The sequence below is a fragment of the Thauera sp. genome (assembly GCF_047601425.1).
In the GTDB taxonomy this organism is placed as follows: domain Bacteria; phylum Pseudomonadota; class Gammaproteobacteria; order Burkholderiales; family Rhodocyclaceae; genus Thauera.
In genome coordinates this window covers 583,397-598,168 of record NZ_JASGJL010000002.1, presented here as the reverse complement: position 1 = coordinate 598,168, position 14,772 = coordinate 583,397, and the positions used below count along the sequence as shown (strand labels likewise).

General features: G+C 67.0%; 16 protein-coding genes. 8 read left to right on the top strand and 8 right to left on the bottom strand.

Features of this window, described 5'->3' with window-relative positions; genetic code table 11:
• Positions 1-2 precede the first annotated feature (2 nt).
• The 8 genes from QM748_RS19325 to QM748_RS19290 are packed head-to-tail and all read right to left on the bottom strand — an operon-like array spanning position 3 to position 5,570.
• Positions 3-776 carry an ABC transporter permease gene (locus tag QM748_RS19325; protein WP_415248700.1) on the bottom strand — a complete coding sequence of 258 codons (774 nt, stop codon included), beginning with the start codon at positions 774-776 and terminating at the stop codon, positions 3-5.
• A 37-nt stretch (positions 777-813) separates the two neighbouring features.
• Positions 814-1,710 carry an ABC transporter ATP-binding protein gene (locus QM748_RS19320; RefSeq protein WP_415248608.1) on the bottom strand — a complete coding sequence of 299 codons (897 nt, stop codon included), beginning with the start codon at positions 1,708-1,710 and terminating at the stop codon, positions 814-816.
• Entirely contained in the window at positions 1,707-1,997 is a 291-nt protein-coding gene (locus tag QM748_RS19315; RefSeq protein ID WP_415248607.1) for an STAS domain-containing protein, read from the bottom strand. Before QM748_RS19315 ends, QM748_RS19320 begins: the two co-directional genes overlap by 4 nt.
• The gene (locus tag QM748_RS19310) at positions 1,994-2,629 is read right to left on the bottom strand and encodes an MlaC/ttg2D family ABC transporter substrate-binding protein (protein ID WP_415248606.1); all 636 of its coding nucleotides are present in this window, start codon (positions 2,627-2,629) and stop codon (positions 1,994-1,996) included. Before QM748_RS19310 ends, QM748_RS19315 begins: the two co-directional genes overlap by 4 nt.
• A 54-nt stretch (positions 2,630-2,683) precedes the next feature.
• Positions 2,684-3,418 carry a VacJ family lipoprotein gene (locus QM748_RS19305; protein WP_415248605.1) on the bottom strand — a complete coding sequence of 245 codons (735 nt, stop codon included), beginning with the start codon at positions 3,416-3,418 and terminating at the stop codon, positions 2,684-2,686.
• A 30-nt stretch (positions 3,419-3,448) separates the two neighbouring features.
• Complete coding sequence (gene mlaD / locus QM748_RS19300; RefSeq protein ID WP_415248604.1) at positions 3,449-3,916, bottom strand: outer membrane lipid asymmetry maintenance protein MlaD; 468 nt, start codon at positions 3,914-3,916, stop codon at positions 3,449-3,451.
• A gap of 2 nt (positions 3,917-3,918) precedes the next feature.
• Positions 3,919-4,698, bottom strand: a complete 780-nt coding sequence (gene mlaE / locus QM748_RS19295) for a lipid asymmetry maintenance ABC transporter permease subunit MlaE (protein WP_415248699.1) — start codon at positions 4,696-4,698, stop codon at positions 3,919-3,921.
• Positions 4,699-4,715: 17 nt separating this feature from the next.
• The gene (locus tag QM748_RS19290) at positions 4,716-5,570 is read right to left on the bottom strand and encodes an ABC transporter ATP-binding protein (RefSeq protein ID WP_415248603.1); all 855 of its coding nucleotides are present in this window, start codon (positions 5,568-5,570) and stop codon (positions 4,716-4,718) included.
• A gap of 150 nt (positions 5,571-5,720) precedes the next feature.
• Between QM748_RS19290 and QM748_RS19285 the strand changes: the two genes are divergently transcribed.
• The 8 genes from QM748_RS19285 (at position 5,721) to QM748_RS19250 (ending at position 14,739) form a co-directional block, all read left to right on the top strand.
• A complete protein-coding gene (locus QM748_RS19285) occupies positions 5,721-7,430 on the top strand; it encodes a secretin N-terminal domain-containing protein (protein WP_415248602.1) in 1,710 nt (569 codons plus the stop codon).
• Positions 7,427-9,133, top strand: coding sequence for a GspE/PulE family protein (locus tag QM748_RS19280; RefSeq protein WP_415248601.1), 1,707 nt, complete (start codon positions 7,427-7,429; stop codon positions 9,131-9,133). The genes QM748_RS19285 and QM748_RS19280 overlap by 4 nt, the downstream gene beginning before the upstream one ends.
• Complete coding sequence (locus QM748_RS19275; RefSeq protein WP_415248600.1) at positions 9,130-10,332, top strand: type II secretion system F family protein; 1,203 nt, start codon at positions 9,130-9,132, stop codon at positions 10,330-10,332. Before QM748_RS19280 ends, QM748_RS19275 begins: the two co-directional genes overlap by 4 nt.
• A gap of 7 nt (positions 10,333-10,339) precedes the next feature.
• The gene (locus tag QM748_RS19270; protein WP_415248599.1) at positions 10,340-11,713 is read left to right on the top strand and encodes a hypothetical protein; all 1,374 of its coding nucleotides are present in this window, start codon (positions 10,340-10,342) and stop codon (positions 11,711-11,713) included.
• Positions 11,710-12,306 carry a hypothetical protein gene (locus tag QM748_RS19265; protein WP_415248598.1) on the top strand — a complete coding sequence of 199 codons (597 nt, stop codon included), beginning with the start codon at positions 11,710-11,712 and terminating at the stop codon, positions 12,304-12,306. Before QM748_RS19270 ends, QM748_RS19265 begins: the two co-directional genes overlap by 4 nt.
• A 65-nt stretch (positions 12,307-12,371) precedes the next feature.
• Positions 12,372-12,812 carry a hypothetical protein gene (locus QM748_RS19260; protein WP_415248597.1) on the top strand — a complete coding sequence of 147 codons (441 nt, stop codon included), beginning with the start codon at positions 12,372-12,374 and terminating at the stop codon, positions 12,810-12,812.
• Entirely contained in the window at positions 12,809-14,026 is a 1,218-nt protein-coding gene (locus tag QM748_RS19255; RefSeq protein WP_415248596.1) for a hypothetical protein, read from the top strand. Before QM748_RS19260 ends, QM748_RS19255 begins: the two co-directional genes overlap by 4 nt.
• Positions 14,014-14,739 carry a type II secretion system protein gene (locus QM748_RS19250; RefSeq protein WP_415248595.1) on the top strand — a complete coding sequence of 242 codons (726 nt, stop codon included), beginning with the start codon at positions 14,014-14,016 and terminating at the stop codon, positions 14,737-14,739. The genes QM748_RS19255 and QM748_RS19250 overlap by 13 nt, the downstream gene beginning before the upstream one ends.
• Positions 14,740-14,772 lie beyond the last annotated feature (33 nt).

Here is a 14,772-nt window from a genome sequence, read left to right as displayed (position 1 = left end):
CTTTATGAGCGCAGCTTGTAGCCCCGCGCGAGCAGGGCCAGGGTCAGCGCCGCGAGCAATACGAAACATCCGGACACCACCGCCAGCGACAGCCAGGGCGAGGTGTCCGACTGGCCGAAGAAGCCATGACGGAACCCGTCGATCATGAAGAAGAACGGGTTGAAGTGCGATACATCCTGCCAGAAGCCCGGCAGCGAATGGATCGAGTAGAAGACGCCGGACAGCATCGTCAGCGGCATGATCAGGAAGTTCTGGAAGGCGGCGAGCTGGTCGAACTTGTCGGCCCAGATGCCAGCGATGACGCCGAAGGAACCCAGGATCGCGCCGCCCATCACGGCGAAGGTCAGCACCCACAGCGGGCTGGCGATGCCCAGGTCGACGAAGGGCATCGCCACCAGCAGCACCCCGCCACCGACGAACAGCCCGCGCAGCACCGAGGCAATGACGTAGGCTGCATAGAACTCGCGGTAGGACAGCGGCGGCAGCAGCACGAAGATGATGTTGCCGGTGATCTTGCTCTGGATCAGCGAGGACGAGCTGTTAGCGAAGGCGTTCTGCAGCACCGACATCATCACCAGGCCCGGCACCAGGAAGCTGGTGTAGGCGACGTCGCCATACACGGTGACATGGCGGTCGAGCACGTGCGAGAAGATCAGCAGGAACAGCAGTGCATTGAGCACCGGCGCCGCGACGGTCTGGAAAGCCACTTTCCAGAAGCGCAGCACTTCCTTGTACAGCAGGGTACGGAACCCCGTCAGCGGCGCATCGGCGGCCATCGGCTCGATGCGCGGCGGCGTCGCGCCGCGGCGCGTTTCAGGCACGGTGCATGACCTCCACGAAGACCCGCTCGAGATCCGGCTCGCCCAGCTGAATCTCGCGCAGACCGGCGCCGGCTTCGCGCAGGCGGGCAAGCAGCGCCTCGAGCTTGTCGTAGCCCTCGAAGGCGAACTCCACCCAGCCATCCTCGACCGCCAAACCGCCGAGCGCGACGGCCGCCTCGGCCCTGTCCACGCTGACGCGCAGGCTGTGGGTGGCGAAGCGCCGCAGCAGGTTTCCGGTGGTGTCGAGCGCAACGACCCTGCCGGCCTTTAGCATCGCGATGCGGCCGCAGAGCGTTTCCGCCTCTTCGAGATAATGCGTGGTCAGCACGATGGTATGGCCGTCGCGGTTGAGCTTGCGCACGAACTGCCACAGCCCCTGGCGCAGTTCGACGTCCACGCCTGCGGTGGGCTCGTCGAGCACGATCACCGGCGGCCGGTGCACCAGGGCCTGCGCCACCAGCACGCGCCGCTTCATGCCGCCGGACAGCATGCGCATGTTGGCGTCGGCCTTGTGCGTCAGATCCAGGCTGGCGAGGATCTCGTCGATCCAGTCGTCATTGCCGCGGATGCCGAAGTAGCCCGACTGGATGCGCAACAGCTCGCGCACCGAAAAGAAGGGGTCGAACACCAGCTCCTGTGGCACCACGCCGAGATTGCGCCGCGCATTGCGGTAGTCGCGCACGACGTCGTGGCCCATGATCTCGAGCGAGCCGCCGTCGGGCCGAACCAGGCCGGCCAGCGCCGAGATCAGCGTGGTCTTGCCGGCGCCGTTCGGTCCCAGCAGGCCGAAGAACTCGCCCTGACCGATTTCGAGATCGACGCCGCCCAACGCCTTCAGTGCTCCGTACTGCTTGGTGACGGCGCTGATCCGGATGGCCGGCACCGTCATGCAGCAGGCTCCAGCGGCAGCAGGGTATCGATGTCGTAGAGTGCCGCGAGGCTGGAGAGCCCTGGCGGCAGGCCACGAAGCGTGATGCGGTGCCCCGCTTCGCGAGCGGTGCGCAGCCAATCGAGGATGAGCGCCAGCGCTGCCGAATCGGCAGCCGGCACGGCGGCGAGGTCGACCACCAAGGGGCCGGCCTTGGCCAGGCGGCGCCCCTCCTCCAATGCCGCTGCAGCACTCTGCATGGTCAAGGGACCCTGCGGCGCGAACACGGCCGCACGCACATCGCTCATGAACGCTTCTGCTCCGCTTCAAGTGCGCGGCTCTTCGACTCGAGCGACTTGATCAGGCCGTCGATACCGCCGCTGCGCACATCCTGGGCAAAACTGCTGCGGTAGTTCGTGACTAGGCTGACACCGGCGACGATGACGTCGAAGACCTTCCAGCCCGCATCGGATTTTTCCAGCATGTAATCGATGCCGATCGGCTGGGCGCCGGTCTGGCGCACTTCGGTGCGGACCTGCACGCGCTTGTCGGCTTCGCCGAAGCGGGTCGGCTTGAAGTCGATCGTCTGGTCGCGATACTGCGTCAACGCATTGGAATAGGTACGGACCAGCAGGGTGCGGAAGGCATCGGTCAGCCGCGACTGCTGCTCGGCCGAGGCACTGCGCCAGTCGGGGCCGACCGCCAGCATGGTCATGCGGCGGAAATCGAAGTGCGGCAGCACCTTGGCATCCACCAGCTCCATGGTCCGTTTGGGATCGCCGGCCTGGATCGCCTTGTCGGTACGCACGATTTCCAGCACTTCGTTGGTCACGTCGCGCACCAGCGCGTCCGGCCCCTGCTGGGCTACGGCCTGCGCCGCCGGCATCAGCCCGGCGGCAAGAAGGCAGAACAGGGCAAGCAGCTTGTTGAAGAAGTTCATGTCGCGTTTCCGTATGGGGTTGCACACTGGCGGGACGATCGGCGTCACGCTCGCTCAATCCTCGAAATCTTCGTACTCGCGCGTCACGTTTCCATCCGAAACCTTGTAACGGCGTTGTTCAAGGTAGAAATCGCGGATGTAGGCGTATTTGTCGGTCGTCGCCTCATCCACTGTCTTCTCGGTGCCGAGGAAGGTCGAGCGGATGTGCGTGAAGCGCAATGCGGTGTAACTGTTGCGCGTCGGAACGTGGTCGATCTGCCACGGATTCTGGCCCAGATAATCGGCCGGCAGCGCAGCGGTATCGCGCACGGTGCGCGACCCGAAGAATGGCAGCACGATGTAGGCGCCTTCGCCCACGCCCCAGCTCCCGAGTGTCTGGCCCAGGTCCTCGTCATGTTTGGGCAGTCCCATCGGCGTGGCGATGTCGATCACGCCGAGCAGGCCGAAAGTCGAGTTGAAGGCAAAGCGCATCAGGTCGGACAAGGCATCGGCCGGCTTGCCCTGCAGGAGGTTGTCGATGGCGATCCAGGGGTCTTCGAGGTTGGCGATGAAATTGCCGAAACCGGTCCGGGCAACGTCCGGCAGCACGAACTGGTAAGCCTGCGCCACCGGCTTGACGACCGCCTTGTCGACCTGCTCGTTGAAGCTGAACATCGCCCGGTTGTAGCCCTCGAGCGGATCAGAGGGGTTGCCGGTCGTGGCACAGCCGCCAAGCAGGAGCGCCGACAGGCTGATGGCAACCAGCGGCCGATGCAGAGAGGCAGGAAAGTCGGGGACTCTGGCGTTCATGTCGTCGTTCTCCAGCGTTGTTCCGTGGTGTTACTGCGCAGTCGGCTCAGCCGCCTTGTCGAACAGGAACTGGCCGATCAGTTTTTCCAGCACCACGGCGGATTGCGTGATCATCACACGGTCACCATCCTTAAGCGGCTCGACATCGGCGCCCGCATCGAGACCCACATATTGTTCGCCAAGCAGGCCGGAAGTGAGGATGGATGCCGAAGTATCCGCCGGAAACTCGAAGCGCCTGTCGATATCCAGCTGCACCACGGCCCGATAACTCTCGGTGTCGAAGCGGACGCCCTGCACGCGGCCGACCAGCACGCCGGCGCTCTTGACCGGCGCACGCACCTTCAGCCCGCCGATGTTGTCGAAGGCGGCTTCCACGCGGTAGCTCTCGCTGCCGTTGATGCCGGAAAAATTGCCGACCTTCATCGCCAGGAAGACCAGCGCGGCAAAGCCGATGGCAACGAAAATGCCGACCCACAGGTCGAGTGCGGTGCGACTCATCATCAACCCCGGAACATGAAAGAGGTAAGTACGAAATCGAGCGCCAGGATGGCCAGCGCCGAAGTCACGACGGTACGGGTGATCGCGCGCGACACGCCTTCGGCAGTGGGCTCGCAGTCATAGCCCTCGAATACCGCGATCAGCGACACCACGATGCCGAAGACAAACGATTTGAGCACGCCGTTCAACACGTCGTGATCGAATTCCACCGCCGCCTGCATCTGCGACCAGAAGGCGCCGTCATCGACACCGATGACGACGACGGTGATCAGCCAGCCGCCGAACACCCCCATCGCCGAGAACAGTGCCGCCAGCAGCGGCATCGACAGCACACCGCCCCAGAAGCGCGGCGCCACCACGCGCGCGATCGGGTTCACCGCCATCATGTCCATCGCCTTCAACTGCTCGGTGGTCTTCATCAGGCCGATCTCGGCGGTAATGGCCGAGCCTGCGCGGCTGGCGAACAGCAGCGCCGCAATCACCGGCCCCAGCTCGCGCAGCAGCGACAGGGCCACCATCACGCCGACCGCGTCGGCCGAGCCGTAGCGCTGCAGGATGTCGTAGCCCTGCAGGCCGAGCACCAGGCCAACGAACAGGCCGGACACACTGATGATCAGCAATGACAGCACGCCGCTGAAATACAGTTCGCGGATCGTCAGGTGGATGCGGGTCAGCGACTGGCCCGAGGCCAGCAGCACCGCGAACATGAAGCGGGTGGCGAAACCCAGGCGCCAGATGCCGTCTATCGTCAGCTTGCCGACATGGCGCAGTCCGGCGACCATGCCGGAGAACAGACCGCTCATGCGCCCCTCCCGCCCAGCAGGCTGTCGATCGGCTCTGCCGGATAATGGAAAGGCACCGGGCCGTCGGCCTCGGCATTGACGAACTGGTGGACGAAAGGATCGGTCGAGGCACGGATCTCGTCCGGCGTGCCTTGCGCGACGATGCGCCCTTCCGACACGAAGTAGATGTAGTCCACGATCTCCAGCGATTCATGCACGTCGTGCGTGACCATCACCGAACTGGCGCCGAGCGCATCGTTCAGGCGGCGGATCAACTGGCCGATGATGCCGAGCGAAATCGGATCCAGCCCGGCGAACGGCTCGTCGTACAGGATCAGCATCGGGTCCAGTGCCACCGCGCGTGCGAGCGCCACCCGCCGCGCCATGCCGCCCGACAGCTCGCCCGGCCGCAACGAAGCGGCACCGCGCAGCCCCACCGCCTGCAGCTTCATCAGCACCAGGTCGCGAATCATCGACGGCGGCAGATCGGTGTGCTCGCGCAGCGGAAAGGCGACGTTGTCGAACACGGTGGCATCGGTGAATAGCGCGCCGAACTGGAACAGCATGCCCATGCGCCGCCGCATCGCGTAGAGCTCGGCCCCGCCGAGCTCGCCGACATTGCGCCCGGCAACCTCCACCAAACCCGAACTCGCCTTCAACTGCCCGCCGATCAGCCTCAGCAAGGTGGTCTTGCCACAGCCGCTGCCGCCCATGATCGCCACCACCTGGCCGCGATGCACCTCCAGGTCGATGCCGCGCAGCACCGACCGTTCGCCATAGGCGAATCGGACGTCGCGAAGGGAAACGAGAGGCGCATCGCGCTCGGCTGCAGGGGCCACGGAAGCAGATTCTTTTGTTCGAGAACCGATCATTCTAGCAGAGGCCGACGTTGCTTCCCGGCAATTTGTCGCAATGCAACAGTCGATTAGCCCGCGCCGGCACAACAGCCAGCTTTCCGCAGCAGCATCAAAAAATGCCATAGGAGTATTTTCTTATGTCATAAATTCATCTAGCATGAATGCATGAACCATCGAGCCGCCACCACCCTCCCGATGATGCCCTTTGCATTCAGCATCCTGCTGGGCGCATGCACGCAGCTCGACGTGCATCAGGCTCCGCAAGGCCATCTCCCCGTCCCACCCATGCCTTCGCCGGCGGCAGGCTCCAAGCTGCCGCCGACGATCACCAGGCCTCCATCGTCAATACCTGCCGAAACTCCGGCACAACCGCTGCCGGCCACATCGACCAGGCGCGAAAAGACCTATTCGATCTCGGTGCACGACATTCCGGTCCACCAGCTGCTGCTGGCGATCGGCCGCGACGCCCGGCTCGATCTCGACCTGCACGGCGGCATCGACGGCCGCGTCACCCTCAATGCCATCGATCAGCCGCTCGGCGAGATCCTCGCCCGCATCGCCCGCCAGGCCCCGATCCGCTACGAGATCGCCGGCAGGCACCTCAGCGTGCGGCCGGACACGCCTTTCCTGCACGGCTACACGCTCGACTACGTCAATCTCAGCCGCAGCATGCGCGGCACCGTCGCCACCAGCACGCAGATCTCCACCAGTTCCAGCAGCGCCGGCAGCCATGGCGACGGCGCCGGCAACACCTCGGTGACCCAGATCGAAACCCGCTCGAGCAACGACTTCTGGCAGTCGATCCAGGCCAACATCCGCGCCATCCTTGACGACGTCTCAGCGGGCCCGTCCCGTTGCGCCGGCAAGAACGACGATTGCCGAGATGGCGACATCATGGTCAACAGGGAGAGCGGCATCGTCATGGTGCGGGCCACGGCCCGCCAGCACGAACAGCTCGCCATCTTCATCGATCAGGTGCAGCGCGCCGCGCGCCGGCAGGTCATGATCGAGGCCACCATCGTCGAGGTCGCACTGGCCGACGGCTACGTCCAGGGCATCGACTGGAGCCGCCTCGGCCTGCCCGGCTGGAACATCAGCCCGCGAAGCAGCGCCGGCAGCGGTGCGCCGACCATCAGCTACGCCTCGGCCAACACCGACTTCAGACTCGAGCTGCTGGAAACCTTCGGTACCGTCAAGGTGCTCTCGAGCCCACGCCTGTCGGTGCTGAACAATCAGACTGCAATGCTCAAGGTGGTCGAGGAATACGTTTATTTCCTCGTCGATGCCACCACCACCGAATACGGCGACAGCGATCGCGAGAAGGTCACCGCGACGACGACGCCCCAATCCGTCTCGGTCGGCATGGTGATGTCGGTGACGCCGCAGATCAGCGCCAGCGGCGAGATCACGCTGAACGTGCGGCCGACCATTTCCGGCATCTCCGGTTTCCGCGACGATCCCAACCCCTCGCTGCGCGACATCCCCAACCGTGTGCCGCAGATACGCACCCGCGAGATCGAATCGATGCTGCGGCTGCGCAGCGGCGAGATCGCCGTGCTCGGCGGCCTGATGGAAGACCGTGTGGACCACGACACCGGCCGCATTCCGCTGCTCGGCGACATCCCGGTATTGGGCGAGCTGTTCACCCGCCGCGACAACGCCGTGCGCCGCACCGAACTGCTGATCTTCCTGCGGCCATTGCTGATCGACGACCCGAGCACCAGCGGAGACTACGCCGGCTATGCCGGCCAGCTTCCCGGGCCGGACTTCCTCGTCTCCCGGCCCTCGCCCGGCCAGCGCAACTTCCCGTCGGTACCGATGCGCCCGCTGCTGGTGCCGAGCCACGACGCCAGCGAAACGGAGCACCGTCCATGAACGCCGCCCTGCCGATCGGCCAGGTACTGCTTGGCGCCCGTCTGATCGGCGCCGACCAGTTACGCATCGCGCTGCACGAACAGCAGCAGCGCAAACGCCCGCTCGGCCAGGTTCTGGTCGAGCTCGGCTTCGTCAGCGACACTGCACTGCGCGACGCTCTCGCCACCCATTGCGGCCACCCCAGCGTCGATCTTGCCAACATCATCCCCGATCCTGCTGCGCTGTCGCTCGTTCCCCAACCCCTCGCCAGGCGGCACAAGCTGCTGCCCCTCGAATACCGCGCAGCCGAACGCACCCTGGTCGTCGCCATCGCCGACGCCAACAACCTCATGGCGCTCGACCGTCTGCGCGCCGAACTCGGCGCCGGCATCCGTCTCGAGTTGCGGGTCGCCGCCGACGTGCAGCTCGAACGCGCCATCGAGCGCCATTATGGCCAGGCCATAACGATTGACGACATCGTGCGCGAAATCGAGCAGCGCAGCTCCCGCCATGCCTCTGCAGGCGGCCGCGACGACGGCCCGGCCGTGGTGCGCCTGGTCAACGCGATGCTGGCCGAAGCCGTCGCCAACCGTGCCTCCGACCTTCATTTCGAACCCGAGGCCGGCTATCTGCGCATCCGCCAGCGCATCGACGGCACGCTGCGCCAGGTCCGCGCCCTGCACAAATCCTTCTGGCCCGAGCTGGCAGTGCGCCTCAAGGTCATGGCCGGACTCGACATCGCCGAATCGCGCAGTCCTCAGGACGGCCGCATCTCGCTGGCCGTTGCCGGGAGGCCGATCGACTTCCGCGTCGCCACCCAGCCCACACTGCACGGCGAGAACATCGTGCTGCGCATCCTGGACCGCGAGAAAGGCATCGTCCCGCTCGATGCACTCGGCCTCGGCAGCACCCAGCGCGACACGCTCGACCTCATGCTGTCCCGCCCGGAAGGGCTGATCCTCGTCACCGGCCCCACCGGCAGCGGCAAGACGACGACGCTGTATTCGGTCCTCAACCACCTCAACACCGAAGCCGTCAACATCATGACGCTGGAGGATCCGGTGGAATACCCGCTCGCCCAGATCCGCCAGACCCCCATCGGCGATGCCACCCGCCTCGGCTTCGCCGACGGTGTCCGCGCACTGCTGCGCCAGGACCCGGACATCCTGCTGATCGGCGAGATCCGCGATGCCGACACGGCGCAGATGGCGCTGCGCGCCGCGCTCACCGGCCATCAGGTATTCGCCACCCTGCACGCAAACTCCGCCCTCGGCGCCATCCCGCGCCTGCTCGACATCGGCCTGCGCGCCGACCTGCTGGCCGGCAATCTGTCGGGCATCATCGCCCAGCGCCTGGTGCGCCGGCTGTGCCCGCACTGCCGGCTCGAAACCACCGCATCTCCTGCCGAATGCCGTCGGCTCGGCCTGCCTGCCGAACAGGCTCCACTGCTGTTCTCCCCGTCCGGCTGCGCCGAATGCGAGTTTCGCGGCTTCCGCGGCCGTATCGCGATCATGGAACTGCTCCATATCGACGAGGAACTCGACGAGCAGATCGGCGCCGGCGCCCGTACCGGCATGCTGAGAGCCCTGCTGCGCCGCCGCGGCCACGCCGGCCTCGCCGACGACGGCCTGCGCCGGGTACTCGACGGCAGCACTTCGCTGGACGAACTGGCCCGCGTCGTCGCTCTCGACGGCCTCGGTGCCGAACGGGAGCACACGGCATGAGAACCTTCAGCTATCGCGCGATGGACACTGACGGCCGACTGCTGCGCGGCAGCCTGGACGCAGCCGATCTCAACGACCTCGAGTGCCGGCTGCGGGAACGAGGCCTCTCCTTCATCAACGGCGAAGCCAGATTCAACTTCGGCTTGCCGGGCAGCAGGCGGATACCCCGCCGCGAGTTGATCCACTTCTGCTTCCATCTCGAGCAGCTGCTGGCGGCCGGCGTGCCGCCGTTCGAAAGCCTCGCCGCACTGCGCGACGCCACCGCCCATCCGCGCATGCGCACCGCAGTCATCACCCTGCTTGCCGACATCGAGCGCGGCCAGCCGCTGTCCGCTGCCGCCGCCCGCCAGCCCGGCGTATTTCCCCCCGCCACCGTCGCCCTGCTGCATGCCGGTGAGCAGGCCGGCCGCCTGCCCGAAACCATCCGCGACATCGGCGCCGCGCTCGAACATGAAGAGGAGCTTGCCAATTACGCCCGCCGCATCGCCATCTATCCGGCCATCGTCGCCAGCCTGATGCTGCTCGCCGTGACCGTTGCCCTGGTCCACGTCGTCCCCGAACTGGAAAAACTGTTCCACAGCAGCGGCCAGGCCTTGCCACTGCAGACGCGGCTGCTGATCGGACTGTCGCACGCGGTGACACAAGCCGGCTGGCTGCTGCCAGGCATCGCCGTCCTGGCCGTGGCCGGCACGCGCTGGTTCCTGGCAAGCTCCGACACTGCCCGGACCCGCCTGCACCACCTGCTGCTGAGGCTCCCCGTCGTCGGCGAAATCCTGACCAAACTCGCGCTTGCCCGCTTCGCCGGCGTACTCGCAACGCTCTACAGCGCCGGCATAACGATCATCGACGCTCTGCGCATCACTCAGGACATCACCGGCAATCTCGCCCTGCGCAAGGCGCTGCGCAGGGCGACCGAGCGAATCGAGCAAGGCCATGCGGTATCCGCCGCATTCGAAGCAACCGGCCTGTTCCCGTCGCTGGTCGAACGCATGCTCGGAGTGGGCGAACAGACCGGCGGCCTGGACCGCGCCCTCGGCAATATCGCCACCCTCTACCGGCGCGACGTCGCCAATGCCACCGGCCGCCTGCAGGCCGCAATCGAACCGCTGCTGACAGTGACGATGGGCGTATTGCTGCTGTGGATCGCCAGCGCAGTACTCGGCCCCATCTACGACATCATCACCCATCTTCCAGTATGAGCCAGCCATGCCAAGCCTGGTCCTGCTCCGCATCGACGCACTCGGCCTGGAAGCATTCCAGGGCGGCGGGCACCCGCCGGCCGGCCTCGCCAGCTTCGCCGCCGGCGAGCGAAGCGCTTTCATCGACTGGCTCCGAAGCCAGCCCCGCAAAGCACGCTACCGCCTCCTGGTCGATCTTGCCGACGAAAGCCACGAAACCGAAACCCTGCCACGCACCCGCGGTGCCGATCGCCGCGCCCTGACAGGGCGCCGCCTTGCAGCCTGGTATCCGCAAGCCTGCTATGCCAGGGCCGACACCCTGCACATCGACCGCAAGGCAAATACCGAACTCATCCTCTTCAGCGGCCTCGCCCGGCCTGCCGGCGTCGATGTCTGGACGAGCGCACTGCGCGACGCTGGATGCGGCTGCGAGCGGCTGGTGCCGGCCAGCGAACTGATCGCCCATGCGTTGCGCGGCGCCGCCCGGTTGATCGTCAGCCACAGCCGCGCCGGCATGCGCCTGACGCTGGTCGATGGGCACATCGCGCGGCTGTCACGGCTGGTGGAAAGCAGCAGCAACGGCCCAGACCGTGCCGGATGGCAGCACGAAATCGAACGCACGCTGCACTACGCCAACAGCCTGCAGCTGCAGACCGGTGAACATCCCGCCGGCAGCCTCCAGATCGCCGTGCTTTCCGCCGGGCCGACCCGCGGGGCCGAAGCGAAACTCCAGGCGCTCGACCTGTCCAGACATGACTTCCATGAAACCGGCATGGCATTCACCGACAGCAGCGAACTGCTGCTGAACTGGCTGGCACGCGCCCCGCGCAAACTCGGCTGGCCCGGACTCTCGCCGGACGCACACCCCATTTCGCGCCATGCCCGCAGCCTGGCGCTCGGCACAGGTCTGCTGCTGTCTGCCGGCGGCACGGGCATGGCGGGCATGCACTGGCTGGCGGCGGAAGAAGCCCACGAACACCACGCCGCGCTGCAACGCGAGACGGCCCGCCTCCAGCACGACCTGACCGAGCTGGCAGCCATCCACGCCGGGCTCGACGCACCGCCAGCCCAGATCATCGACACCGTGAAGCAGGTCGCCCAGGAACAGTCCTCAGCCATCCTGCCGCTGGCCGTTCTCCGCCCGATCGCGGACATCCTCGACCAGACACCCGGCCTCACGCTCAAGACCCTGGACTGGTCTCCCGCGCCGGCAGACACCGGCTCCCATCTAGTCAATGTCAGGCTGAGCTTCGCCGCAGATGCCCCGGACAGCCACGCCGGGCGCACAGCGGTCGATGCTTTCGTCGCCCTGCTTGGCAGACGAGGCGCACGGCACCTCGCCACGCAGCGCGATCCTGCTGGCGATACGCACATCGAACTGCTGCTGGAGCCGCAGCGATGAAAACCATGGCGACCATCCTCGAGCCCCGCAACGCTGCTGTGCTGCTTGTCCTCGCACTCGCGATAGCCGGCGTCGCCGCCTTCATCGGCACGGCTAGCATGCGCGACGACGCCCTGGCAAGGCTGTCGGCGGCGCAGCGCCAGCATGCCCGTCTCCGCAGCGAACTGGAGGCACTGCAGCAGCTGCAGCCCGCACTCGATGCCGCACTCGGACACTGGAACACCCTCGCCGCGCTCGGCGCGATGCAGCCGCCCAGCCCGGGCATATGGGCAGCCCAGGCCTCCCGTGGCCTCGAACGCCAAGGTGTTGCCAGCAAGGAGCTGCACTTCGCGCCTCCCCGGCCGGCAGCCGGCGGGACGGACCCGAACGGACCCCGTATCCTCCTCCATGGCCTGGACATCGATGCGCCGCTGCAACACGAAGGCCGGCTACCGGCGCTGATCGCCGCGCTGGCCACTACTCCCGGCGCCGTGGTTCTGCCCCGCAGCTGCACGCTGACCCGCCTGGATGCAGCTACCGCCGGACAGGTGCATGCCCGCTGCCGGCTCGACTGGCTGACGATTTCACTGCCATCCGGAGCGAACGCAAGATGATGCCGCCCCGGCTTCCACCTGCTCTGCGCAAACGCCCCACGCACCGATCGAGCCTCCGCCTGCTCGTGCTAATCGCCTGCACGCCGCTGGTGCAGGCCTGGAGCGCATCACACACGCCCACCGATACCTCCGGGGATTCCCACGCCGATGCTGCCTTCGGCCGCCTGTTCTTCACCCCCGCCGAACGCCGCATGCTGGACCTGCCGCCGCCACCGCCGCCGCCTCCCAGACCCGTCAGGCCGGCAAGCCCTCCGGCCGCGCCGCCCCAGCGCATCGACGGTTTTCTGCGCCACTCGAGCGGTGAAACGATTCTGTGGCTGGACGGACAACCCGGCCCCCTGCCGGCAGGCCTGCGCACCGCGCCCTTCCCGGCCCTGGAACTGATTCCCGCGCACGATCCCCGCCAACGGCTGCGCACCGGCGACCGCTGGCAAGGGGGTGCCGACCCGCATCGTGCTTCGGCAGAAGCCATGGCCGACGTCCAGCCCGCGAGGCAGCCGGAATGAAGCCCGCCGGACATGGCCTGGTTGCCGCCCTTGCGCTCGCTGCCCTGCTCGGCGCAGGCGGACTGCTCGCCCAGGGCGAGCTCGAGGCCCGATTCCGCACCCGTGCCCAGGCTCGCAGCATCGCAGCGCTCTCGCAGGCGCGCGAAGCCCTGCTCGGCTATGCGATCAGCTATGACGAAAGCCATGCGGGCCAGGGCCAGGGCTACCTGCCCTGCCCGGACAGCGGCAACACCGGCTCGACGGCGCTCGGCGCCTGCGCCTCGCGCGGTGTCGCCGCAATCGGCCGCCTGCCATGGCGGACCCTGGCCTTGCCGCAACTGCAGGACGGCTGGGGCGAATGCCTGTGGTATGCGGTGTCCGGCAGCGTCAAGCACAATCCGAAGGCGCTATCGCTAAACTGGGACAGCCCGGGGCAGTTCAGGCTGTGGCGAGGCGACGGCCACCCCCTGCCCGCCGCGTCGCAGGACGAACTCGCCGTTGCGGTGATCTTCGCTCCGGGACCTCCGCTCGACGGCCAGCATCGCCACGGCGCGAGCCACACCCCTTGCACGAGCGGCGCCTCCACAGGCGAGACCGGTGATTTCATCGAAGCGGACAGCGGCCTGTCATCCATTGCGGTGTCCGACGTCCGTCAGGGACAGGTTGGCAGCACTACGCGCAACGACCTCATCGCCTGGCTGGGCATCGATGACATCTACGACGCACTGCGCCGGCGCAGCGACTTTGCCGCCCGCATCGACCGCATCGGCAGCACCGCCGCAGCCCACCTGGCTTCGCGGCTCACCGACGCGGACTTCGTTGCCCGCCATCTGCACGAGACGCCACATGGCAGCCTGCTGACGGGTCCGCTCCCAGGCGCAGCGGAACTCGGAATTGCCGCTCCCGCCGACTCCGCCCACGACAACTGGCGGGACCAGTTCCATGTCGCCCTGTGCAAGGACGGCAGCACCTGCATCACCGTCATCGCCCCGGATGCGCCGCACACCGGAACCTGCCGCGCCGTACTGCTGTTCGGCGGCGAAAGGATCCGCACGGGCGATCGGCGCCAGCGGCGCAGCACACCCGCCGAACGGGCCGATGTCGCGCAATACCTCGAAGACGACAACCCTCGCCATTTCGCCCTCGGCATTGCGGAATTCCACGGCATCGCCGCATTCCGCGTCACCGATCCACTCCGCCCCGCCAGCCAGGATGTCGTCCGATGCCTGACTTGAGAGCCCCCACCCGCTTCAGTACCGCCACGCGCCCATCCGCGGCCGAGGCGCGTCCACGCCGGGAGGCCGGCTTCACGCTGGCCGAACTCGCCGTCGTGCTGATCATCCTCGCGCTGCTTTCCGGCAGCATGCTGGTACCGCTCGCCAGCCGCATCGAAGCCCGCGACCGCCAGGCGACGCTCGACCGCCTGCGCGACATCCAGCAGGCACTGACCGGCTTTGCCATCATCCACGGCCGCCTGCCCTGCCCCAGCATAGAGCCAGACCCGGCTCACCCCGATTACGGCCAGGAAGCGCCACCGCCATGCAACACCGCTGCCGAGGGGCTGTTGCCGTGGCGCACCCTTGGCATGCCCGCCACCGACGCCTGGGGCAGCGAACGCACGGCCATCGACGCGCCCTGGCAAGGCCACTGGCGCTATCGCGCGGATCGCAACTTCACCGACCAGCTCATCTCTGCCGCAACTGTGCCGGCCAGCAACCTCCAGATCCATGCGCACGACGGCCGCCGCATCACGGTCAGCGACTCCCAGGCCGTCGCGATCGTTTTCTCGATCGGCGCCAATCGCCACGCCGATGGCCGCAATGCCATCTATTCCGCCACCAATCCCGGATACCAGGCCGGCGAACCGACAGCCGATTTCGACGACATGCTGGTCTGGATCGGGCGTCCGCTGCTGATCGCCCGTCTCGCCCAGGCCGGCCGCCTGTAAGGCGGCACCGGTCAAGCGGCACCTTGCTCCACC

What these genes read in the sequence shown, in the direction of transcription:
- mlaE (WP_415248699.1), bottom strand. Translation starts at nt 4,698, where the DNA reads ATGGTCGCCGGACTGCGCCATGTCGGCAAGCTGACGATAGACGGCATC.
- QM748_RS19325 (WP_415248700.1), bottom strand. Translation starts at nt 776, where the DNA reads ATGGCCGCCGATGCGCCGCTGACGGGGTTCCGTACCCTGCTGTACAAG.
- QM748_RS19305 (WP_415248605.1), bottom strand. Translation starts at nt 3,418, where the DNA reads ATGAACGCCAGAGTCCCCGACTTTCCTGCCTCTCTGCATCGGCCGCTG.
- QM748_RS19320 (WP_415248608.1), bottom strand. Translation starts at nt 1,710, where the DNA reads ATGACGGTGCCGGCCATCCGGATCAGCGCCGTCACCAAGCAGTACGGA.
- QM748_RS19250 (WP_415248595.1), top strand. Translation starts at nt 14,014, where the DNA reads ATGCCTGACTTGAGAGCCCCCACCCGCTTCAGTACCGCCACGCGCCCA.
- QM748_RS19280 (WP_415248601.1), top strand. Translation starts at nt 7,427, where the DNA reads ATGAACGCCGCCCTGCCGATCGGCCAGGTACTGCTTGGCGCCCGTCTG.
- mlaD (WP_415248604.1), bottom strand. Translation starts at nt 3,916, where the DNA reads ATGAGTCGCACCGCACTCGACCTGTGGGTCGGCATTTTCGTTGCCATC.
- QM748_RS19270 (WP_415248599.1), top strand. Translation starts at nt 10,340, where the DNA reads ATGCCAAGCCTGGTCCTGCTCCGCATCGACGCACTCGGCCTGGAAGCA.
- QM748_RS19285 (WP_415248602.1), top strand. Translation starts at nt 5,721, where the DNA reads ATGAACCATCGAGCCGCCACCACCCTCCCGATGATGCCCTTTGCATTC.
- QM748_RS19290 (WP_415248603.1), bottom strand. Translation starts at nt 5,570, where the DNA reads ATGATCGGTTCTCGAACAAAAGAATCTGCTTCCGTGGCCCCTGCAGCC.
- QM748_RS19255 (WP_415248596.1), top strand. Translation starts at nt 12,809, where the DNA reads ATGAAGCCCGCCGGACATGGCCTGGTTGCCGCCCTTGCGCTCGCTGCC.
- QM748_RS19265 (WP_415248598.1), top strand. Translation starts at nt 11,710, where the DNA reads ATGAAAACCATGGCGACCATCCTCGAGCCCCGCAACGCTGCTGTGCTG.
- QM748_RS19275 (WP_415248600.1), top strand. Translation starts at nt 9,130, where the DNA reads ATGAGAACCTTCAGCTATCGCGCGATGGACACTGACGGCCGACTGCTG.
- QM748_RS19315 (WP_415248607.1), bottom strand. Translation starts at nt 1,997, where the DNA reads ATGAGCGATGTGCGTGCGGCCGTGTTCGCGCCGCAGGGTCCCTTGACC.
- QM748_RS19310 (WP_415248606.1), bottom strand. Translation starts at nt 2,629, where the DNA reads ATGAACTTCTTCAACAAGCTGCTTGCCCTGTTCTGCCTTCTTGCCGCC.